The organism is Streptomyces sp. NPDC050997, assembly GCF_040660135.1.
Lineage (GTDB): Bacteria > Actinomycetota > Actinomycetes > Streptomycetales > Streptomycetaceae > Streptomyces.
In genome coordinates this window covers 168743-190780 of record NZ_JBFAGK010000001.1, presented here as the reverse complement: position 1 = coordinate 190780, position 22038 = coordinate 168743, and the positions used below count along the sequence as shown (strand labels likewise).

General features: G+C 70.4%; 16 protein-coding genes and 4 pseudogenes. 12 read left to right on the top strand and 8 right to left on the bottom strand.

Annotated features, from left to right (window positions below):
* Positions 1–38 precede the first annotated feature (38 nt).
* Positions 39–473, top strand: a pseudogene (locus AB0H86_RS00915) (LysR substrate-binding domain-containing protein); the annotation flags it as partial.
* A gap of 101 nt (positions 474–574) precedes the next feature.
* On the opposite strand, the gene AB0H86_RS00910 reads toward AB0H86_RS00915, so the two are convergent.
* The gene (locus tag AB0H86_RS00910) at positions 575–2230 is read right to left on the bottom strand and encodes an allantoin permease (protein ID WP_362431272.1); all 1656 of its coding nucleotides are present in this window, start codon (positions 2228–2230) and stop codon (positions 575–577) included.
* Positions 2231–2708: 478 nt separating this feature from the next.
* On the opposite strand from AB0H86_RS00910, the gene AB0H86_RS00905 reads away from it, so the two are divergent.
* Positions 2709–3530 (top strand): SAM-dependent methyltransferase, encoded by an 822-nt coding sequence (locus AB0H86_RS00905; RefSeq protein ID WP_362431270.1) that lies wholly within the window; start codon positions 2709–2711, stop codon positions 3528–3530.
* Positions 3531–3550: 20 nt separating this feature from the next.
* Here the strand turns inward: AB0H86_RS00905 and AB0H86_RS00900 are convergent, their stop codons facing one another.
* Positions 3551–4684, bottom strand: coding sequence for a histidine kinase (locus AB0H86_RS00900; protein WP_362431268.1), 1134 nt, complete (start codon positions 4682–4684; stop codon positions 3551–3553).
* Entirely contained in the window at positions 4681–5340 is a 660-nt protein-coding gene (locus AB0H86_RS00895) for a response regulator transcription factor (RefSeq protein WP_362431266.1), read from the bottom strand. Before AB0H86_RS00895 ends, AB0H86_RS00900 begins: the two co-directional genes overlap by 4 nt.
* A 281-nt stretch (positions 5341–5621) precedes the next feature.
* Between AB0H86_RS00895 and AB0H86_RS00890 the strand changes: the two genes are divergently transcribed.
* Together AB0H86_RS00890 and AB0H86_RS00885 are read left to right on the top strand one after the other, a co-directional pair.
* Entirely contained in the window at positions 5622–6851 is a 1230-nt protein-coding gene (locus tag AB0H86_RS00890) for a heparan-alpha-glucosaminide N-acetyltransferase domain-containing protein (RefSeq protein ID WP_362431264.1), read from the top strand.
* A gap of 159 nt (positions 6852–7010) precedes the next feature.
* A complete protein-coding gene (locus tag AB0H86_RS00885) occupies positions 7011–8165 on the top strand; it encodes a HoxN/HupN/NixA family nickel/cobalt transporter (protein ID WP_362431262.1) in 1155 nt (384 codons plus the stop codon).
* 50 nt (positions 8166–8215) lie between these two features.
* Here the strand turns inward: AB0H86_RS00885 and AB0H86_RS00880 are convergent, their stop codons facing one another.
* From AB0H86_RS00880 to AB0H86_RS00870, 3 genes and pseudogenes are all read right to left on the bottom strand, one after another.
* Entirely contained in the window at positions 8216–9574 is a 1359-nt protein-coding gene (locus AB0H86_RS00880; RefSeq protein ID WP_362431260.1) for an MFS transporter, read from the bottom strand.
* A gap of 42 nt (positions 9575–9616) precedes the next feature.
* A complete protein-coding gene (locus AB0H86_RS00875; RefSeq protein WP_362431257.1) occupies positions 9617–10600 on the bottom strand; it encodes an amidohydrolase family protein in 984 nt (327 codons plus the stop codon).
* Between the two features lie 5 nt (positions 10601–10605).
* Positions 10606–11052 (bottom strand): annotated as a pseudogene (locus AB0H86_RS00870) (amidohydrolase family protein); the annotation flags it as partial.
* A 1-nt stretch (position 11053) separates the two neighbouring features.
* Between AB0H86_RS00870 and AB0H86_RS00865 the strand changes: the two are divergent.
* The 5 genes and pseudogenes from AB0H86_RS00865 to AB0H86_RS00845 all read left to right on the top strand — a co-directional run.
* Positions 11054–11155 (top strand): annotated as a pseudogene (locus tag AB0H86_RS00865) (C4-dicarboxylate ABC transporter substrate-binding protein); the annotation flags it as partial.
* Positions 11156–11306: 151 nt separating this feature from the next.
* Positions 11307–13559: an MMPL family transporter gene (locus AB0H86_RS00860; protein WP_362431255.1), complete on the top strand. Its 2253-nt coding sequence runs from the start codon at positions 11307–11309 to the stop codon at positions 13557–13559.
* A gap of 78 nt (positions 13560–13637) precedes the next feature.
* Positions 13638–14843 carry a sensor histidine kinase gene (locus tag AB0H86_RS00855; RefSeq protein WP_362431253.1) on the top strand — a complete coding sequence of 402 codons (1206 nt, stop codon included), beginning with the start codon at positions 13638–13640 and terminating at the stop codon, positions 14841–14843.
* Positions 14840–15520: a response regulator transcription factor gene (locus tag AB0H86_RS00850; protein ID WP_362431251.1), complete on the top strand. Its 681-nt coding sequence runs from the start codon at positions 14840–14842 to the stop codon at positions 15518–15520. The genes AB0H86_RS00855 and AB0H86_RS00850 overlap by 4 nt, the downstream gene beginning before the upstream one ends.
* A gap of 135 nt (positions 15521–15655) precedes the next feature.
* Positions 15656–15853, top strand: a pseudogene (locus AB0H86_RS00845) (cupin domain-containing protein); the annotation flags it as partial.
* A gap of 174 nt (positions 15854–16027) precedes the next feature.
* Here AB0H86_RS00845 and AB0H86_RS00840 read toward each other — a convergent pair.
* Complete coding sequence (locus tag AB0H86_RS00840; RefSeq protein ID WP_362431249.1) at positions 16028–17581, bottom strand: serine/threonine-protein kinase; 1554 nt, start codon at positions 17579–17581, stop codon at positions 16028–16030.
* 211 nt (positions 17582–17792) lie between these two features.
* Positions 17793–18602, bottom strand: a complete 810-nt coding sequence (locus AB0H86_RS00835; protein WP_362431246.1) for an alpha/beta hydrolase — start codon at positions 18600–18602, stop codon at positions 17793–17795.
* 181 nt (positions 18603–18783) lie between these two features.
* Here AB0H86_RS00835 and AB0H86_RS00830 point away from each other — a divergent pair, with 181 nt between their 5' ends.
* The 3 genes from AB0H86_RS00830 to AB0H86_RS00820 all read left to right on the top strand — a co-directional run bounded on the left by AB0H86_RS00830 (position 18784) and on the right by AB0H86_RS00820 (position 22026).
* Complete coding sequence (locus AB0H86_RS00830; protein WP_362431244.1) at positions 18784–19389, top strand: TetR/AcrR family transcriptional regulator; 606 nt, start codon at positions 18784–18786, stop codon at positions 19387–19389.
* A 379-nt stretch (positions 19390–19768) separates the two neighbouring features.
* Positions 19769–20638 carry a universal stress protein gene (locus AB0H86_RS00825; protein ID WP_362431242.1) on the top strand — a complete coding sequence of 290 codons (870 nt, stop codon included), beginning with the start codon at positions 19769–19771 and terminating at the stop codon, positions 20636–20638.
* A 260-nt stretch (positions 20639–20898) separates the two neighbouring features.
* Entirely contained in the window at positions 20899–22026 is a 1128-nt protein-coding gene (locus AB0H86_RS00820; protein ID WP_362431240.1) for a winged helix DNA-binding domain-containing protein, read from the top strand.
* Positions 22027–22038: the final 12 nt, after the last annotated feature.

Sequence of the window (22038 nt, the reverse complement as noted above, 5' to 3'; positions counted from 1 at the left end):
GGTGGCGGTCACACGCGCTTCGCGTACGGAGGGCGGTGGTGGTGCGCCGGACGCTGGACGAGGGGCGCTTCGACTCCGTCATCGTCGGGCTGGAGCGGCGGCTGTGCGCGCTGGCCGCCGACGACAACCTCGCCCGCCGCCGCTCGGTACGGCTCGCCGACCTCGCCGGACGGACCCTGCTGATCGACCCTCGGACCGGCACCACCACCCCGGAGCTGTGGCCGGAGGGCGCCCGCCCCGACATCGAGGAGACCCACGATGTCGACGACTGGCTCACCCTGATCTCCACCGGCCGGTGCGTCGGCGTGACCGCCGAGTCCACGGCCCACCAGTACCCCCGCCCCGGAGTCGTCTATCGCCCCGTACGGGACGCCGAACCGATCGCCGTGCGCCTCGCCTGGTGGCGCGACGACGCCCACCCCGCCACCCAGGCCGTGATCGAACTGCTCACCACGCTCTACCGCGCCGGCTGAGGGCTCCCGGATCTCCGGGGTACGGGCGGCAGTGCGCGGGGGCGGCGCGAGGACCACCGGGTCCTCGCGCCGCCCCCGCCCTGCCCCGCTCGCGGTTCGGCTCAGGCGGCCGACGGCTGCGCGGGCAGCACGTGGTCGCCGACGCTGTCCGTGCTCAGGCACAGTGAGCACACCACCGCGTCGTGCGTCTGACAGGCCGCCAGGTCGGGCCGCTCGTACGCCTGGTGGCACACATGGCAGTCGTACGTCGTTCCGCTCGGGTTGCCGTCCTGGTCGAGCAGCGGCTCGTCGATGCCGTCGTCGGTGCGGCGCAGGTAGTACTTGCCCTTGGTGACGACAGCCATCAGCGGGGTGAGGACGAAGGCGAGGACGGCCGCGGCGACGGGGGAGTACGGCTGCAGGGTGTTGCCGAGGGCGTGGAAGTACATCGCGATGGACAGACCGGACGCGGCGAGGAACGCCACCACACCCACCGGGTTGACGGCGTACAGCATGCCCCGGCGGAACTCGGGTGCGAGCGGGGACAGCTTCAGCAGGTACTTGTTGACGCCGATGTCGGTGGCCACGGTGACCACCCAGGCGATCGCGCAGTTCGAGTAGAAGCCGAGGATGTCGTTGAGGAAGCTGAACATGTCGGCCTCCATCAGCACCAGCGCGAAGGCCAGGTTGACCAGGACGAAGACCATACGGCCGGGGTAGTGCCGGGTGACCCGGGTGAAGGAGTTGGTCCACGCCAGCGAACCCGAGTACGCGTTGGTCACGTTGATCTTGATCTGGCTGATCACGACCAGCGCCACCGCCAGCGGCACCACCAGCCAGGACGGCATCATCGCGTCGAAGGCACCGCGGAACTGCTGGATCGGCTCGGGTGCCGCCGTCGGGCCGACCTTGGCCAGGATGTACACGGCGAGGAAGACGCCGATGGCCTGCTTCAGCGCGCCGAGCACCACCCAGCCGGGTCCGGCCATGATCACGGCGGTCCACCAACCGCGCTTGTTCTCCTCGGTCTTGGGAGGCATGAAGCGCAGGTAGTCGATCTGTTCGCCGATCTGCGCGATCAGCGACAGGCACACGCCCGCGCCCAGCAGCACGGACGCGGTGTTGACGCCGCCCTCGCCGTCGGTGCCCGCGTAGGAGAGGAAGCGGTCCACGGTGCCCGGGTCCGTGGCGATCAGATAGACCAGCGGGGCGACCATCAGTACCAGCCAGATGGGGGTGGTCCACACCTGGAGCTTGCTGAGCGCCTTCATGCCGTAGATCACCAGCGGGATCACCATCAGGGTGGAGACCAAGTAGCCCAGCCAGAGCGGCAGTCCGAGGCCGAGCTTGAGGCCCTGCGCCATGATCGAGCCTTCGAGGGCGAAGAAGATGAAGGTGAAGCTGGCGAAGATGACGCTGGTGAGGACCGAACCGTAGTAGCCGAAGCCGGAGCCTCGCGTGATCAGGTCCAGGTCGATGTTGTAGCGGGCCCCGTAGTACGCCAGCGGGAACCCGGTGACGAAGATGACGACGGCGGCGACGGCGATCGCCACGAGCGCGTTGCCGGTACCGTGCGCCAGCCCGATGCCGGCGCCGATGGAGAAGTCGGCCATGTAGGCGATGCCGCCGAGCGCGGTCGTGGCCACGACCATCGGGGTCCAGCGGCGGTAACTCCGGGGCGCGAAGCGGAGGGTGTAGTCCTCCAGGGTCTCCTTGGTCGCCTGGCTGGTCGGGGAGTTGGGCTCGGTGGCTGTCTGAGGCGACTCGGTGGTACTCATGTCAGCCCTTCGGGGGTGCGGTGGTGCCGGAGCGGGTGGGGGAGCGCACGCCCGGTTGGCGTCGTCGACAGCCGGGGAGTCGAGGGGCCGGGGTGGGGGTCCCGGGGCTTCAGAAGCGGTCGGTGTGCGGGGCAACCATGGGCGGACACGCTAGGAACGGGTTGTTTCCTGAACCGTCCTGGGGGGTGAACGGGGGGTTTCCGCGCACGGCACCGGCGAGGGGGATGGCGGTCGACGGGACGGCGGCCGACCGAACGCCGGTGAACGGGACGGCGGTTGACGGAACGGCGGTGAACTGGACGGCGGTGAACTGGACGGCGGTTGACGGGTTGCGGTGCGGGCCTCGGCCGAGGTGCGACAGATATGGCCAAAACTCCACTGTCCGTAACAGTGATCTTCCTTGAACGGCCCTTCGGGTACGACGGGTTGACCTACGTTGGGCTCTGATCACCACCACCGAGCCACAGGAGGACCTGCCGTGTCCGACGCCCACCCCAAGGCCACCACCGGTGCCGAGTCGGCCGCCCGGATCGACACCTCCAAGCCGCACTCCGCCCGCTTCTGGAACTACTTCGTCGGCGGCAAGGACCACTACGAGGTCGATCAGCAGATCGGGGACGAGATCAAGGAGATCTTCCCCGGTCTCGTCGACGTGGCGGTCACGAGCCGGCACTTCCTGGGGCGCGCGGTCCGGCACCTGGCCGGAGCCCAGGGCATCCGTCAGTTCCTGGACATCGGCACCGGCCTGCCGACCGCCGACAACACCCACGAGGTGGCCCAGCGCGTGGCTCCGGACGCGCGGATCGTGTACGTCGACAACGACCCCGTCGTGCTGGCCCACGCCAATGCCCTGCTCACCAGCACCCGGGAAGGCAAAACCGCCTATCTGGACGCCGACCTGTACGAGCCCGAGGCCGTCCTTGAGGCCGCCGCCCGCACCCTCGACCTCTCCCGGCCGACCGCTCTGATGATCCTCAACACGCTGGGCCATGTCGCCGACCACGGGCAGGCCCGCGACCTCGTACGCCGGCTCATGGCAGGGCTTCCCTCGGGCAGTTACCTGGTGATCAGCGACAGCACCTCCACCAGCCCGGGCATGATCGCCGCGTCCGAGGCCTACAACGCGAGTGGCGCGGTGCCGTACCACGTACGGCCGGTCGCGGAGATCGCCGGGTTCTTCGAGGGCCTCGACCTGGTGGAGCCCGGCGTCGTCCAGGTGACCGAGTGGCGCCCCGACTCCGGCGACACGACCGGCCGTGTCGCGGTCGACGCCTACTGCGGGATGGGCCGCAAGCCCTGATCCATGGCGGTACCCGGACCTCAGGCGTCACCGCGGGCCGGGATCCGCAGGCTCACCCGGTAGCCGCCCTCCGGGGCGGGGCCGGACTCGAAGGTGCCGCCGAGGAGTTCGGCGCGTTCCTTCAGACCGACGAGGCCCTGGTGGGAGCCGGGCAGGGGGAGGGACGGGCGGCTGGACGGTGTGTTCGTGACGGTCACGCCGAAGCCGCCACCGTCGTCGGCGCTCCACAGCCGTACGGTCGCTCTCGCGCCCGGCGCGTGTTTGCGGACGTTGGTGAGGGCTTCCTGCACCGTGCGGTAGACGGCGCGCTGTGCCGGGGGGTTGATGTCCGGCGGGAGTTCGCCGGACAGTTCGGTGTCGATGCCGCTGGTGGTGACGAGCTGGTGGAGGTCGGCGAGGGTGGGCTGCGGGGTGAGCTCGGTGGCCCGCCCCCCGGACGCGCGCAACAGCGTGACCATGTGCCGCAGTTCGTCGAGGGTGTCGACGCTGAGGGACCGGATGGTGCGGGCTCCCTCCTTGAAGTCCGGGTCCCGCGCGGCCACTTGGAGGGCACCGGCCTGGACGGCGATCAGGCTGACCTGGTGGGAGACCACGTCGTGCATCTCGCGGGCGAGCTGGGCGCGTTCACGGGCGAGGACGGCCTGGGAGTGCAGCAGCCGTTCGTGTTCGCGGGCCTCCTCGATCTCGATGAGGCGGCGGGCCAGGTCTCTTCGTGCCTGGAGGAGCTGGCCGAGCAGGACGGGGGCGGCTGCGGTGGCGAGCGTGTAGAAGAAGGAGACGACGGTCCACGCCCGGTCGTGGGAGGAGAGGTCGTCCGGCGGCCAGGGGGCGGCGGACGCGAGCGCGAACAGCACCGCGCACACGGCGAGCAGACGGCGGTCGCGGGAGCGCTCGGCGAGGGTGAACAGGGCGGCGAACGGGGCGAAGACGACGTCCTGCATGAGGCTGGCGGGGAGGGTGAGCAGGAACACCGCGAGCGGGAGGCGCCGACGGGCCGCGAGCGCCACGCAGGCGAGCGCGGCCATGGACCGCGCGGCCATGGACGCGTCCGAGTCCCAGAGGCTGATCCAGACGTCCGCGATCGCGATCGCGATCACGACGGCGTCGACGACCGGGTCGGGCACGCGCGCCCACCAGGCTCTCGGCGCGGTCATCGGCCCGACTCCGAGCGCCGCCGCTCGTCGAGCAGCCCGGCCCGCTGGGCGAGCAGTGCGGCCTGTACCCGGCTGCCGACCCGCAGCTTGGTGAGGATCGCGCTGACGTGGTCCTTGACGGTGCCCGCGCTCAGATGGATGCGCCTGCCGATGTCGGCGTTGGACAGTCCCTCCGCGATCAGCACGAGTACCGCGCGTTCGCGCTCGGTGAGCCGTCCGACGCGGGCGGCCTCGGCGTCGTCGACCGCCGTGGCGCCGGGATGGCTCTGCCAGACGGCCCGGGAAGCCTTCGGTGACATCACCACCCCGCCCGCAGCCAACGTCCGTACCAGCAGGGCCAGTTGGTCCGGCTCGGTGTCCTTGAGCAGAAAGCCGGCCGCGCCGGAGCGCAGCGCGGTCAGGATGTACTCGTCGGCGTCGAACGTCGTCAGCATCCCCACCACCGGCGGCTCCGGCAGGGTGCGCAACCGCCGCAGCACGGTGAGTCCGTCGACGTCCGGCATCCGGATGTCCAGCAGCACCACGTCCGGACGTTCGCGCCGTACGGTGTCGACCGCCTCCGCGCCCGTCGTGGTCGCGACGACCTCGATGTCACCGGCCGCGCTCAGGATGAGCTTGAAGCCGGAGCGCACCAGTGCCTCGTCGTCCACCACCATGACCCGGATCAACTGCGTCCCGCCTCGTCCTCGTTGTGCGTATGCCGTCGTCGTGCGTATGCCGTCGGGCGCACGCCGATCGTCGTCGGCCGCATGTCGATGTGGATTGTCACGGCTCCGACCGTAGAACGGGAAACGTCTCGATATGCGGTCGGCAGCAGACTCCCGCCTATCGGGGGGAGGGTTCCGGCCGTACGGGGGAGACGCGTTGACCGGACGGCGGGGGCGGACCGGACACCTGCCGGATACTCCGTGCTCGCGGTGCTCTCCACCGTGGAGGCATGACCCACAACACAGACGACACGGCGCTCGCCGCGCCATCCGTCCCCCGCCCCCGGGCCGCGGAGAGCGACCGGGCCGGGGACCGGCCCTCGACCGGCCGCCTGATCGGCGTGGACCTGGCCCGGGGCCTCGCGGTCTTCGGGATGTACGCGGCCCATGTCGGCCCCGACCCGTCCGAGCCCGGCGCGACCGGCTTCGTCATGGAGCTGGCGCACGGACGGGCCTCCGCGCTGTTCGCCTTCCTGGCCGGCTTCTCGATCATGCTGATCACCGGACGCCGTACCCCCAAGACGGGCCGGGCGGGCCGGCAGGCGGTCGTCAAGGTGGTGATCCGGGCGCTGGTCCTGCTGGCCGTGGGCACCTTGCTGACCAGGACCGGCACCCCGGTCGAGGTGATTCTCGCCTTCTACGGCCTGTACTTCCTGCTCGCGCTCCCGCTGTACCGGCTCGCCGCGCGCCCGCTGGCGGTCATCGCCGGAGCGAGCGCGCTGGTCCTGCCGCAGCTCCTGTACGTCATCCAGCACGCCCGCTCCATTCGTGAGCCCAGCGGCGTCTGGGCCTGGCCCGCGAACGCCGACGGCATCGTCTCGCTGCTGTTCACCGGCAGTTACCCGGCTCTGGCGTGGATCCCGTTCGTCATCGCGGGGATGGCCGTGGCCCGCCTGGACCTGGCCGCCACCGCCGTCCGCATACGCCTGGCGATCACCGGCGGCTGCCTGGCCGTCCTCGGATACGGCGGATCCTGGCTGGCCCTGCGCCTGGTCCCCCAAGCCGTGTCGGTGCTCGGCGCGTCCGACGGGAGCGAGGGCGGATCGGCCGCGTCGGCCTGGTGGTCCGACACCTGGGGCTACCCCGACGGCGACACCCCGGTGGGCCTCCTGGTCGCCTCCCCGCACAGCGAGACGAGTCTGTCGGTCCTGGCCAACACGGGAGTGGCGCTCACCGTCCTGGTCGGCTGCCTCGCCGCCGTCGACGCCTTCCCGCGCTTCCACCGCCTGGTCCGCCCCGTCATCGCGGTCGGTTCGATGTCCCTGACCGCGTACGTCCTCCACGTCGTCGGCATCCGCCTGCTCGGCATCGAGGAGCTGCCGGGTTCCTCGCTGCGGGTGCTGCTGGGCTTCCTCGGAACCGTGACCGTGTTCGCGACGCTCTGGTCCCGCTCCTTCCGGCGCGGACCACTGGAGTGGCTGCTCGGCATGGCCACCAAGCCGGCCGAACTGGTCCGGTGAGCGGGATCCCCACCGCCGCCGCACGTGCGCCGGGGACCGTCCGAAGAGGACCTGACCCGACCTTTACCGCCCCCATGTTGTACATGCGAACCATGTGCACAAACGTGGGGGCGTGCGGCTGGAGCCGGCCGCTCGCCGACCAGTGAGGCCCACGTCCCCATGACCACCGCTCCAGATTCCGTCCGCCGGACACCGCCCGGCGGACGCGGTTTCTCGTGGCACCGCATCCGTACGTCGATGACCCGCAAGGAGTGGGCGAGCCTCGGCGGGATGACCGCGTTCATCGTGGCGCTGCACGTCATCGGCTGGTTCACGCTCGTGGCTGTGGTCGCCCCCGAGCACTACAGCCTGGGTACGAAGACCTTCGGTGTCGGCATCGGTGTCACCGCGTACACCCTGGGCATGCGGCACGCCTTCGACGCCGACCACATCGCGGCCATCGACAACACGACACGGAAGCTGATGAACGAAGGGCAACGCCCGCTCTCCGTCGGCTTCTGGTTCTCGCTCGGCCACTCCAGCATCGTCTTCGCGCTCGCCCTCCTGCTCTCCCTCGGCGTCAAGAGGCTGGCCGGGCCGGTGGCGCACGACGACTCCTCCCTGCACGACGTCACCGGCTGGGTCGGCACGACCGTCTCCGGGACCTTCCTGTACGTCATCGCCGTCATCAACCTCGTGATCATGGCGGGGATCTGGAAGGTCTTCCGGCAGATGCGCTCCGGCCACTTCGACGAGGCGGCCCTGGAAAAGCACCTCGACAAGCGGGGCTTCATGAACCGCCTCCTCGGCCGTCTGATGAAGTCGATCACCAAGCCGTGGCAGATGTATCCGCTGGGACTCCTCTTCGGCCTCGGCTTCGACACCGCGACCGAGATCGCGCTCCTCGTCCTGGCCGGCTCGGGCGCGGCCTCCGGGCTGCCCTGGTACGCGATCCTGTCCCTGCCCGTCCTCTTCGCGGCAGGTATGTCGCTGCTCGACACGATCGACGGGTCGTTCATGAACTTCGCCTACGGCTGGGCGTTCTCCAGGCCGGTCCGCAAGGTCTACTACAACCTCACCATCACCGGGCTGTCCGTCGCCGTCGCCCTCATCATCGGCACCGTCGAACTGCTGGGCCTGATCGCGGAGAAGGCCGGTCTGCACGGCGCCTTCTGGGACTGGATCTCCGGACTGGACCTCAACATCATCGGTTACGTCATCGTCGGCCTGTTCTTCGCCACCTGGGCCGTCGCCCTGCTGGTGTGGAAGTACGGCCGGATCGAGGAGAAGTGGACCGCGGACCTGGCCCAACCCGCCGAACAGGCAGCCGAGTAGCACTCCGACCGACCCGAGAACCGGCGTTACCGCCGGCCGGCAGGCCCGCCTCAGGCGGGGGCGCTCACACGTTGCCGCTCCGCCTCGGCCAGACGCGCCGAGCGGGTCCGGGTGCCGAAGACGGCCAGGATGATCGCGCCGAGCAGCCAGGTGCCGGCGATGAAGTAGAAGACGCTCTGGTAGCCGTGGCCGTTGTAGAGCGCCGCGACGATCAACGGACCGGCGGCGTTCGACAGCCGGCCGAGGCCGTAGGAGACGCTCGTTCCCAGGGAGCGGCTGCGGGTGTCGAAGAGCTCGGGGGAGTAGGCGTAGGCGAGGGCGGTGTAGCCGCGCTCGAACAGGTTCACCAGGAAGCCGAACACGATGATGAGGACCGGGTTGAAGGTGAGCCCGTACAGCAGACCGCACACCGCGATGACGGTGCCGAAGGCGACCAGGCACCACTTGCGCTCGAACCGGTCGGTGACCAGGGACGCCAGATAGCAGCCGAGCGGTGCGCCGACCGTGGTCAGAGCCACGTAGAAGACGGACTTCTCGACGCTGAAGCCCTCCTTGGCCAGCAGGGTGGGCGCCCAACTGGAGTAGCCGAAGAAGCCGATGGTCTGTGTCATCCACAGCACGGTGAGCAGCAGCGTCGGGAGCAGGTACCTCTTCTGCAGGAGCAGTCGCAGCGGCGCCTTCGTCGACGGCGTTTCACCGATCGGGGGCGCGGGCTCGGGAAGGGGGCCCTTCTCCGCGGTGACGCTCGCCTCGATCTCCCTCAGGACCGCGTCCGCCTCGGCGTGTTCTCCCCTGCTTTCGAGCCAGCGGGGTGATTCCTTGAGGTGCCGGGTGAACAGCATGAGCAGGATGCCCAGGGAACCCCAGAGGTAGACCAGCCGCCACGACCAGTCGTTGAGTGGTACCACCGCGCTGGCGATGAGGTTCGTGACGGGCGTGCCGCAGATGCCGATGACGATGGCGTACGCCTGGTACTTGCCGCGGATCGCCGACGGGTACATCTCGTTGACGTAGACGACCCCCACGACGGTCATCGCCGACAGTCCCGCCGAGGTCAGGACGCGGAACACACCCAGGGACACGAGGTCCCAGGAGAACACCGCCGCGAACGAGGACAGGCCGAAGAACAGCGTCGTCCACAGCAGCGCCCGTTTGCGGCCCCACCGGTCGGCGATGGACCCCGCGACGATCGCCCCGACGAACATGCCGACGAACGACAGCGAGGTGACGTAGGCGATCTGGTCGACCGTCACGCCCCACAGCTTGATCAGTTTCGGCGCGGTGGTGGCGAAGCTGTTGATGTCCGCGAACTCGAAGAAGTAGGCGAATGCGACGGCGAGCAGAGTGACTTTGTGGAACCGGGAGACCGGAAGCCTGTCCAGCCGGTTCAGCGCGTTGGAGTGTTGCATGAGCGGCCCTTGTCGAAGTGGGGTGAAGTGCGGGGAGGGACGTCAGAAGTCCTCGCCGGGCCAGTACAGGCCCATCGGGTTGGCGACGAGGAGCTTGTGTCGTTGCTCGTCGGTAACCGCCACCTGCGAGAGGTGGTCGACGAGGAGCCCGTCGTCGGGCATGAGGCCGGTGAGGTTGGGGTGGGGCCAGTCGGTGCCCCACAGCACCCGGTCGGGGAACTCCCGCACGACGCGGCGGCCGAAGGGGACGACGTCGGTGTAGGCGTGCTGTTCGCCGTCCAGGGCGGCGGGTCCGGTCACGCTGAGGCGCTCGGGGCAACTCACCTTCACCCAGACGTCGTTGGCGTCGACGAAGCGCAGGAACCGGGTGAACTGCGGCCCGTCCACCGGCTGGGTCACGTCCGGGCGCCCCAGGTGGTCCACCACCAGAGGGACGGGCAACGACACGAAGAAGTCTTCCAGTTCGGGCAGGTCGGCGCTCTCGAAGTAGAGGACGACGTGCCAGCCCAGCGGGGCGACCTTCTTCGCGATCGTGTGCAGGTCGTCCTTGGGCGAGGTGTCGACCAGACGCCGTACGAAGTTGAACCGCACTCCGCGCGTACCCGCCGCGTCGAGTTCGAGCAACTCGCCCTCGCTGATGTCCGGGCGGACGGTCGCGATGCCGCGGGCCCTGCCGCCGGCCGCCCGGACGGCGTCGACCATGGCGCTGTTGTCCGCGCCGTGACAGGTGGCCTGCACGATGACGTTGCGGGCGATGCCCAGGTGGTCGCGGAGCGCGAACAACTCCTCCTTGCCACCGTCGCAGGGCGTGTACTTCCGTTCCGCCGCGAACGGGAACTCGGCCTGCGGGCCGAAGACATGACAGTGGGCGTCGACTGTCCCCGGCGGCAGCGGGAAGGTGGGTTTGGACGGATTGCGGTACCAGTCAAGCCAGCCGGGGGACTTGGGGGAGAGCGAACCCTCGGGGGTCTCAGGGGCTTCGGGGGTCTTGAGGGTCTCGGAGGTCTCAGGGGAGGGAGTGCTCATGTGTCTCACCGGCCCTGACGCTTCAGCAGGGCGTCCAGGCGGGGGTACACGGCACGGGCGTTGTGCTCCTGGACCGCCGCCAGGTCGTCCGGGGGCAGCTTGGCCGCCTCCGCGTAGCGACGGGTGTCGTCGAAGTGGTGCCCGGTGCACGGGTCGATGTCGCGGACCGCGCCGATCATCTCCGAGGCGAAGAGGATGTTGCGGGCCGGGATGACGTCGTAGAGGAGGTCCGAGCCGGGCTGGTGATAGACGCAGGTGTCGAAGTAGACGTTGCCCAGGACGTGTTCCTCCAGCGGAGGCTTGCCGAGCGCCATCGCCAGGCCCCGGAAGCGGCCCCAGTGGTAGGGGACGGCGCCGCCGCCGTGCGGGATCACGAAGCGCAGGGTCGGGAAGTCGGCGAACAGGTCACCCTGGACCAGCTGCATGAACGCCGTGGTGTCGGCGTTGAGGTACGCCGTCGGCACCCAGTTCCTCGACGTCGGCAGCCTGATCGGCACGGGCGGCATCGCCCTGCACCCGGGGGCGGCCGCGGCGTACCGCTCGCTGCACGGCTGAGCCCTGGGCGGAGCTCGTCGCGGGGTGATACGCCGTCAGGGCTCGTCTACTGCGCATGCAGTAGGGGCGTACCGGCGGCCGCACGAAGACGGGCGGGGCCCGCGCGGACAGCCTGGAAAGGTACCCCGAGTTCGGATGTGGAGACCCTTCTGTGGCTGTCTTTCTTGATCGACTGGGCCGGCTGGCCTTCCGGCGGCGTTGGCTCGTCCTGTTGATGTGGGTGGTGGCGCTCGTCGCCGCGGGAACGGCGTCGGCCCTGGCGCCTGCCGCACCGGACGGCAGCTACTCGATGCCGGGGACGGAGTCGCAGCGGGCGTTCGATCTCATCGAGCAGCGCTTCCCGGGCGTGAGCGTCGGCGGTGGCGCCGAGGGCGCGAGCGCGAAGATCGTGTTCGTGGCGCCTGCCGGACAGCGGGTGAGCGAGCAGCGGAACCGGTCGGTCATCGACGAGGTCGTGGGACAGGTCGGCAAGGTCGATCAGGTCGTCCGAGCGGCCGATCCGTTCAAGGCGGGTGCGGTGAGCAAGGACGGGTCGACCGCGTATGCGGCGGTCACGTTCGAGGTGAAGGCGAAGGACGTCAGCGACGCCGCGAAGCAGGACCTGGAGAAGGCCGTCGAAGAGGGCCGGGACGCCGGGCTGACGGTCGAGGTGAGCGGTTCGGTGCTGGCGTCCCAGCCGTCGGGCGGCGTGGCCGAGGTGGCCGGAGTCGTGGTGGCGGCCGTGGTTCTGCTGATCACGTTCGGATCGCTCGCCGCGGCCGGGCTGCCGCTGCTGACCGCGCTGATCGGTGTCGGGATCGGCACCGCGACCATCCTCGCCCTGAGCAGCGCGCTGGGGCTTTCCAGCGCCACCAGCACGCTGGCGCTGATGCTGGGGCTGGCCGTCGGGATCGACTACGCGATGTTCATCGTCTCCCGCTACCGGGAGGAACGCGCCCGGGGTCTCGCCCCGCAGGACGCGGCGGGAGTGGCCGTGGGCACCGCCGGGTCGGCGGTGGTGTTCGCGGGCCTGACCGTCGTGATCGGTCTGGCCGGGCTGTCGGTCGTCGGGATCCCGACGCTGACCCAGATGGGACTGGCCGCGGCCGGAACGGTGGCCCTGTCGGTGCTGGTCGCGGTGACCCTGATCCCGGCCATGCTCGGGGTCTTTCCCCGGGCGGTCCTGGCGCGCTCGGCACGCCGAGCCGCACGCGCCGGTGCGCACCCCGCAGCCGACGGGGACAAGCCGAACATGGGCAGTCGTTGGGCCCGACCGATCGTCCGCCGGCCGCTGCCCGTGCTGCTCGTGGCGGTGGCGGTCCTGGGCGTGATCGCCCTGCCCGCGGCGCAGTTGCACCTGGGTACGGCGGGGGACGAGTCCAAGCCGACCTCGACCACCGAGCGCCGCGCGTACGACGACCTTGCCAAGGGCTTCGGCCCCGGCTTCAACGGCCCGCTGACCATCGTCGTGGACGCCGAATCGGCCAAGGATCCCAAGGCCGCCGTGGCCGGGACCGTCCGGGAGATCGGCGCCACCGACGGGATCGTGTCCGTCTCGGCGGCGAGCTTCAACACGGCGGGAGACACGGCGATCTTCACCGCCACACCGGCCACCGCTCCCACCGACGAGCGGACCATCGATCTGATCCACACCCTGCGCGGCGACCGCCCGGCGATCGAGAAGGCCACCGACGCCACGTTCATGGTCAGCGGCGGCACGGCGGGCAACATCGACAGTGACCAGAAGGTCCAGGGCGCCCTGGTGCCCTACCTCGGGCTGGTGGTGGGCCTGGCGTTCCTCCTGCTGCTGATCGTGTTCCGCTCCGTGCTGGTTCCGCTCAAGGCGGCCCTGGGATTCCTGCTGTCGGTCCTCGCGGCCCTCGGCGCGGTCGTCGCCGTCTTCCAGTGGGGATGGCTCGCCGGCCTGCTGGGTGTGCGGCAGACCGGCCCGATCATGAACACCATGCCGATCGTCATGGTCGGTATCGTCTTCGGCCTCGCCATGGACTACGAGGTCTTCCTCGTCACCCGCATCCGGGAAGCCCACCTCCAGGGCGAAGGCCCCGGCCAGGCGATCGTCTCCGGCTTCCGCCACAGTGCCCGCGTGGTGGTCGCCGCCGCAGTGATCATGATCTCGGTGTTCTCCGGGTTCATCGGGGTCAGCGAAACGCTGATCAAGATGATCGGGTTCGGCATGGCCATCGCCGTGCTGTTCGACGCGTTCGTCGTGCGGATGACGATCGTGCCCGCCGTCCTCGCGCTGCTGGGGCAGCGTGCCTGGACGATGCCTCACTGGCTGGAGCGGATCGTGCCCCAGGTCGACGTCGAGGGGCACGCCCTGACCCGTGACGCGGCAACCACCGCCGTAGTGACCGACGCCACGACGACCGACGAAGCGGAGCGACAGAATCTCCCGGTCCACTGAGTGGCAGCCTGGGGCGGCCCGGCGAGTGTTCCGCCGGGCCGTCGCACACCATGATCAGCACACCCGACAGGAAGCACGATGACCATCAACTGGCAGCGCCACCCGCGCGATCATCCCCGTACGGTCGACTCCGTGGTGGCCGTGGTGCTGTTCGTCCTGGCCTTCCCGGGCAGCAGGTACAGCGTCTCCGACGTTGCCGCCCCTGCCCGGTGGTGGCCCTGCGTGCTGCTGGCCGGCATCTCCTGCGCCGCGCTGCTGTGGCGCCGCACCCGGCCCCGCCCCGTCACCGCCGTCGCGGTCCTGGGTGCCACCGGCATGGCCCTGGCCGGCTATGTGATGACCGTGCTGCTGCTGGCGCCCCTCATGGTCGCGCTGTACACGCTGGCCGCGCACACCGAACGTACGACGACCAGGAACGTCACCCTCGCCGCCGTGCTCCTCGTCGCCGGCGCCGCCCTGATCGCCGACCCCGCCGGGGAAGGACTGGCCCTCAACGTGATCGGCCCCGTCGCCTGGCTGCTGCTGCCGGCCGCCCTGGGCTCCACGGCCCGGTTCCGCAGGGCGTACCTGGAATCGGTGCACGCCCGCGCCGAATACGCCGAGCGGACCCGGGAGGAGGAGGCCCGGCACCGGGTCGCCGAAGAACGTATGCGCATCGCCCGCGAGCTCCACGACGTCTCCGCTCACCACCTCGCCCTGGCCAACGCCCAGGCCACCACCGCCGCCCTGCTCATTCGCAGCCACCCCGCCCAGGCCGAGAAGATGGTCAACGCCCTCGGCGACACCACCACAGCGGCCCTGCGCGAGATGAAGGCCACCGTCGGACTCCTGCGCCGGAGCGGCGACCGCGAGGACTCGACCCAGCCCGCGCCGAGCCTCGCCAAGCTCGCCGACCTGGTCACCGCGCACACGGCCGCCGGACTCACCGTCACCCTCACCACCCACGGCCGGCAGCGACCGCTTTCCCCCGGCGCGGACCTCACCGCCTACCGCATCGTCCAGGAGGCGCTGGCCAACGTCGCCAAGCACGCCCGCACCAGCACCGCGGAAGTGGCCCTCACCTACACCCACGACCGGCTGGCCATCACCATCACCGACCACGGAACCGGGCCCGCCGCCACCGCCTCCACCCCCGACAGCGGCTACGGCCTCATCGGCATGCGCGAACGCGCCCTGTCCATCGGTGGTCACCTACGCGCCGGGCCCCGCCCCACCGGCGGCTTCGAAGTCAGCACCGAACTCCCCCTCCATCCCTACGCTCCCGCCGAGGACAGCACCCCATGACCATCCGCGTCCTGCTCGCCGACGACCAGGCCCTGCTGCGCGAGACCTTCCGGATCCTCGTCGACTCCCGTTCCGACATGGAGGTGGTCGGCGAAGCCGCCGACGGCGACGAGGCGGTCACCCTCACTCGTGCCCATCACCCCGACATCGTCGTCATGGACATCCGCATGCCCGGCACCGACGGCCTTACCGCCACCGCCATGATCTGCGCCGACCCCGGCCTCTCCAGCACCCGCGTCCTCATCCTGACCACCTTCGAGACCGAGGAACATGTCGCCAGGGCCCTGCACGCCGGAGCCAGTGGCTTCCTGGGCAAGGACGTCGGCGCCGAGGGACTCGTCGCCGGCATCCGCACGGTCGTCGGCGGCGACGCGCTGCTCTCCCCTCAGGCCACCCGCAAGCTCATCACCCGCTTCCTCACCGCCCCCCAGCCCGGCACCCACCCCGCGGCCCGGAAGAGTCTGGCCGACCTCACCGACCGCGAACGCGAAGTCATGGCCCTGGCCGCCGAAGGACTCACCAACGCGGAAATCGCCGGGCAGTTGTACCTCAGCCCCCTGACCGTCCGCACCCACATCCACCACGCCATGGCCAAACTCCACGCCCGCGACCGCGCCCAACTCGTCGTCGTCGCCTACCAGACCGGCCTCGTCCAGCCCAACCCCCCGAGGCCTTGACCTGGCCCTCGCGGCGCGCGGCGCCACACCCGAGTCGGTGTCTCACGACAGAGGCTGTCCGGGCGTGGGCAGGGCGGCTCCCGACGACAAGATCCTCATCGGCCTTCCACCGGATCGGCCGTCTACCGCCCGCTGTTGCCTCGACAAGCACTCAGCGGGACCCACGCGAGGACGCCGCACACCACGCCGACCGTGGACTACGGCATCGTGCTGGAGGGCGAGATCGTCCTCGAACTCGACGACGGTCACCGCACCCAGCTCCCGGCGGGGGACATAGTGATCCAGAACGGCACCCGCCACGGCCGGCGCAACCGCAGCGACCGACCGGTCACGATGGCCTTCGTCCTCGTCGGTGCCGAACTCGGCGGCGGACGCGGCAAGTCGGTTCCGTCGTCGGGAAGCGGGGCTGAACGCCCGACGCCCAACTGCCGCGTTGAGCTCATGACACCCGAAGACCGGCGGGCTCGACGACGCGATCAGCGCGACCAGTGCGCCGGCAGCCGCCCCTCAACCCTGGTGTGTGACGCTCACCTTCACGGTCAGCGTGCCCCGGTTGTCCGCGGAGCAGGACCCGGCGGTGTCGTTCATGCCGAGTTGCAGCGTGCCGTTCCCGGCGGCCCGGAAGGTCAGCTGCCTGCCGACGGTGTGGACAGGGAAGTCCTTCTCGCCGGCGAGGACCGCCAACAGGGCGCCGAAAGGTGCCGCGGGCTTGACCTTGCAGTCCGTCGCGCCGGTCAGCAGCGCATCGGTGTCCGCGTTGTAGCCGGCCGGTCCGGTCATGGGCATGTTCCGGTGGTCGGCGGTCCATTGTCCCGTGACGAAGCGCACGGTGACCTGGTCTCCCTGCCGGACCACCGCTCCGGTCACCGGCTGCCAGCCGGTCGCCCCCTGGACGACCTGACTGACGGTCGTCGTCTTCGGCTCCTCCTCGAACGGCAGTACCCCGGTGAGGAACAGACCGCCTGCGACGCCCGCCACCAGCACCGTCGTACCGGCCAACGCCCACCACAGCCGCTTCGGCCCCGACGAGCGGGACGACTGATGACCCGCGGGCTTGAGTGACGTGGTGTGTCGCGCCGTCGGCACGGTCTGCCCGGCCGGGACGAGCCGTTCGTGGCCGCTGGTCATGGTGTCCGCGTCGGCCAGGGCGGACGAGGGCCGGAACGCGCGCACGGTCGGCGACGGCAGTGGCCCGGCGTGCGCCTCTCCCGCCGCGACCCGCCGCAGCGCGGAACGCGCACTGGCCGCCGACAGGCGCTCGTCCGGGGACTTGCGCAGCAGCGCCTCGACGACCGGCCGCAGTGGGCCGAGCCGCTCCGACAGAACGGGTTCCTCGTACGCCACCGCGTGCAGCGTCGCGGGTCCTCCCGGCCTGCGGAAGGGGGACTGACCGCTGCAGACCGTGGCGAGGGTCGCGCCCAGTGACCACAGGTCGGAGGCCGGGCCGGTCTCCGATCCCGTCACCCGCTCGGGCGCCATGAACTCGAGAGAGCCGACCAGTTCGCCGGTGGTGGTCAGGAACTCGCCATCGTCCAGGGCCGCGATGCCGAAGTCGGTGAGGACGGCGTTGCCGTCGTGGCGCAGCAGGACGTTGGCGGGTTTGACGTCGCGGTGCAGCGTGCCGGCCGCGTGCACGGCCTCCAGCGCGTCGAGCATCTGCAGACCGAGGGCGGCCGTGTGCTGCGGGGTGAGCGGCCCGGTCTCCGCTGTTCGGTGGGCGAGCGAGGGTCCCTCGACGAGTTCCATGACGATCCACAGCCGGTCCTCCGACTCGACCAGGTCGTGGACGCCGACCACGTGCGGGTGCGGCACCCGGGCGACCGCGCGCGCCTCACGGACGGCACGGCGCATCCGTATCCGGTGCTCGTCGTCGCCGTGGGTGAGGATGTGCAGTTCCTTGGCGGCGACCGGCCGGTCCAGCAGCTGGTCGTGGGCGCGCCAGACCGTGCCCATGCCGCCTCTGCCGAGAACGTCGTGGAGCAGATAACGACCGGCGATCAGTCGCTCCGAGCGGCGTTCCGAACGCGTCGCCGCCTGGTCATCGCCATGTTCCGATATCACGCGCTCTCTCACGTTTCCTTCCCGGAGGGCTGGGTGCCCGCCGGTCATCGCTCGCTCGGCCATCGTTCGATCGATCGAACGTGGTCGTTCGATCGTCGTTCGTTCGGTCGCTCTTCGTTCGAACGGGGCTGAGCATAGCCGAGCGCATCGTGCTCACATGCCGTCAACTGCGTTGCGGTGAAGGGGCTTTGAGGCATGCGTCCTTCGGGAGTCAGTGCCGCGGCCGGGCGTCGGCGTGGGTGTCGGCGAAGTCCCAGAGCACCGGCAGGAGTTGCTCGGGCGTCTCGGACTGGGGCATGTGGCCGGTGCCCTCCAGCAGACGGAACTCGGCGTCGGGGACGGCCTGCGCGTACGCGCGTCCGTAGTCGGCGTCCACGACCTGGTCGCTTGCGCCCCAGGCGACGAGGGTCGGGTGGGCGATCTTGGCGAGGCGCTCGGTGAGGGTGGGGTCGGCCATCGCGTGGGGGCCCGAATAGACCTGCAGGGCGGCGCGGTTGGTGGCCATGACCGCTCGCTGCGCCTCGGTCAGCGCGCTGGGGTCGAAGCGGAACTTCGAGGGGTCGTGGAAGGAGAGGCGGGACAGCTCGACGGGCGACAGGGAGAAGGTGTCGGCGATCGGGTGGTCGGGGACGTGGATGCCGACCGCGTTGACCAGGGTGACGCTGCTGATCCGGTCGCTGCCCAGGGCCGCCAGCTCGGCGGCGATCCAGCCGCCGATCGAGTTGCCGACGACGGCGACGTCCCGCAGGTCGAGTGTGTCCAGCAGATGTGCGTAGACCTGGGCCAGGGTCGTGACCTCGGTCAGCCAGTCGGGGCGAGTGGTGCCGCCGTAGCCGGGGTGGACGGGGGTGAATACCCGGGCCGGCCGTTGCTCGGCCAGGAGGCCGGCGAACGGGGTGACGGTCTGCGGGCCGCCGCCTCCGTGCAGGAGTAGGAAGGGGTGCCCCTGCTCTCCCTGGAGGTCGACGGTGACGTCGAGACTGCCGTGGTCGAGGGCGAGGGTGTGGGTGGTGTGGGTCATTCGGTGCTCCTTGAACGGGCCGGGTTGTGAAGGGGGAGGTGGGTCGCCGTCACACTCATTACTCCCCCTTCGTGAGAGCTGACTCTCATAAGATAGTGAGGTCGAGTTTCATAATGCAAGTCCACTCTCATAACGAAGGTCGGCTGCTACCGTGTGGGTGGGTCAACAGGAGGAGCACCCCATGACGGCGCAGGCGGGCACCGGCCGCACCAACCAGAAGCAGCGCACGCGCAACGCGATCGTGGCGGCGGCACGAGAACTCATCGGGACGGGCGCCGAGGTGACCATGCCCGCGATCGCCCACGCGGCCCTGGTCTCCGAGGCCACCGCCTACCGATATTTCCCCGACCTCCCCTCACTGATCAGCGAGGCCCTGGCCGGGGTCTGGCCACCCCCCGCCGAGGCGCTCGCACCGGTCGCGGACTCCGCCGACCCCGTCGAACGCATCGCTTTCGCCTGCGAGTTCCTGCTCCGCGGCATCCTCGCCCGCCAGGGCTCGGTACGCGCGATGATCGCCGCCACGATCACCCGGCCCGAGACGGTGACCAGGCGCCCCGGTATCCGCTTCGGACTCATCGACCACGCGCTCCTCCCTCTTCAGGACACCCTCGGCGCGACGGACCCGGACGCCTTCGCCCAGCTCACACGGGACCTCGCGATCGTCGTGAGCGCCGAGGCGCTCTTCACCCTCACCGATCTGTGCGGGCTCGATCCGGAGGAGGCCGTGTCCAGCGCCGTACGGACCGCCAAGACCCTGACCCGGGCCGCGGTGCGCTCGATCGCGTAGCGGCCGGGGCGTCGGTCGGCGCCTGGACGCGAAGGGGCTGTCAGACCTCCCCGCCGAGAGCTGGAGCGGTACGTCGTGCCGAACCGCCCTCGTCGGCGGCCCAGTTCACCGCCTCCGGACTCGACTCGGACCCGTCGATGCCGACCACCAGTGGAATCGCCGCCGCACCTGTTCTCCTCTCGGAGCGGGTGCCACATGCCCGTCCTCCTCCATGGCTCCACATGCGCCGTGGAAGGGATTGGGGTACTCCTCGAAGGAGAGAAGCACCGCGCTCGGCATGTCGGCGACGTCAGGACCGTGTACGCGATCGGACTTGTTCACCGCCCTCCACCGTCATCCATCGTCGTATCCAGCTTCGTACGAGACGGAGGCCGCCGCCATGGAACCAGTCGTCACCGTGGGCCTCAACGGCTCACCCGAGAGTCTCGCCGCCGCCCACTGGGCCGCCGACGAGGCTGAGAAACGCCGGCTCACGCTGCGCCTGCTGCACGCGTGGCCCCTGCTCGCGCCGGAACCGGCCCGCGCTCCCTCGGAAGTCGATCAGAACTACTGGTCGAAGCGTCTCGTCCACACCGCGCGGTCGGAACTCCAAGCACGCCATCCCGGCCTGCCCGTTGTCGGGAGCCTGGTGGCCGAGGACGCCCAGAACGTCCTGCTCCAGGCGGCGTCGGAATCCGAGATGATCGTGCTCGGCTCGCGGGGGCTGGAGTCCGTCGAGAGCTACTTCCTGGGCGACGTCAGCATGGCGGTCGTGGCCCGGGCTCAGCGGCCGGTGGTACTGGTCCGCGCCGAGACCCGCAAGGAGGGCGCGCAACCGGCTCCCCCGAGGCGTGTGGTCGTGGCCCTGACACTCCACGGATCCAGCGACGACCTGCTCGACTTCGCGTTCCACAGTGCTGCGGCCAGGGATCTTTCGCTCCTGGCCGTCCACGGCCGCAGCGTGCCGATCCACGCGCGCGTGCCCTGGGGAGTGGACCACAACGTCACCGAGGAGTTGACGACGGACGCGCACCAGGAGCTGAGCAAGGCCCTCCGCCCCTGGCGCGAGAAGTACCCGCAGGTGGACGTGGCCGACAGCATCCGTCTCGCGAGCCCCGCCAAGGCCGTCGTACAGGCCGCCGAAGGCGCCGCACTGCTCGTCGTCGGCCGGCGCGCACACCGGCACGGTGTGGCACCCCACCTGGATCACATCGCCCACTCCGCCATCCATCACGGACGCTGCCCCGTCGCCGTCGTCCCCCATGACTGAGAAACCGGACTGAGAAACCGGCGAACCTGGGGGCTGCCCCGCGTGGCACGCGGACGCGCCCCGCGGCCCGGACGAGGACGCGGACGGGCAAGGCACCCGGGACGCCCCTGTCCCTTGGCCGACGACGCCCCCACGGTCGAGGGTCGCGCGGCACCGTGCGCAAGAGGCCGGGAACAGGGCCCGAGCGGGCCGGCCGCTCCCGTGATCCGCGTGCGAGTTGCGGACAGAAGCTGTCCGCGACCACCGCTAGCGTGCCCGGCATGACGAAGACGACGAAGCGGAACACCCCGCAGTCGGCGGCCACGGCACCCGTCCTCGACACCCGCGCCCTCAACCGGGCCACCCTCGAGAGGCAACTGCTGCTGCGCCGCGCGCCGCTGTCCGCGAAGGCCGCCGTCGAGCACCTGCTCGGCCTCCAGGCGCAGAACGTGAAGCCCCCGTACTACGCCCTCGCCGCCCGCCTCGACGGCTTCACCCCCGGCGAGCTGTCCGAGCTGATGGCCGACCGTGAGGTGGTGCGCATCGTCACCATGCGCTCGACCATCCACACCCACACCGCCGCCGACTGCCTCACCCTGCGCCCCCTGGTGCAACCCGCCCGGGACCGTGAACTCACCACCTTCCGCAGGGGACTTCAGGGCGTCGACCTCGACCGGCTGGCCGCGCTCGCCCGGGACCTCGTCGAGGCCGAGCCGCGCACCATGAAACAGCTGCGCGAGGCGCTGCTCGCCGTCTGGCCGGACGCCGATCCGCAGGCCCTCGCGATCGCCGCCCGCTGCAAGCTGCCGCTGGTCCAGGTGACCCCGCGCGGGCTGTGGGAACGCAGCGGCCAGGTCGCCCTCACCACCGCCGAGAACTGGCTGGGCCGCCCCGCGGAGCCGGCGCCCACGCCCGACGCCACCGCCCTGCGCTACCTCGCCGCGTTCGGCCCGGCGTCCGTCAAGGACATGCAGACCTGGGCCGGACTGACCCGCCTGCGTGACGCCTTCGAACGCCTCCGTCCGGACCTGGTCACCTTCCGCGACGAACAGAGCGTCGAACTCTTCGACCTCCCGGACGCGCCCCGACCCGACCCGGACACCCCGGCCCCGCCGCGCTTCCTCCCCGAGTTCGACAACCTGCTTCTCTCCCACGCCGACCGCACCCGCGTCGTCCCTCCGGAGCACCGGGGCCGCGCCTGGCAGGGCAACCAGGCCCACCGCACCCTCCTGGTCGACGGTTTCCTGGCCGGCGTATGGAAACTCGAGGACGACAACCTCGTCATCGAGCCCTTCGGCCACCTCACCAGGGATCAGCGCCGCGCGGTGACCGAGGAGGGCGAGCACCTGCTGAGTGTGATGCACCCGGGATCGTCGTACGACATCCACTTCGGCACCGTCATCCGGTAGAGGGAAGGACCG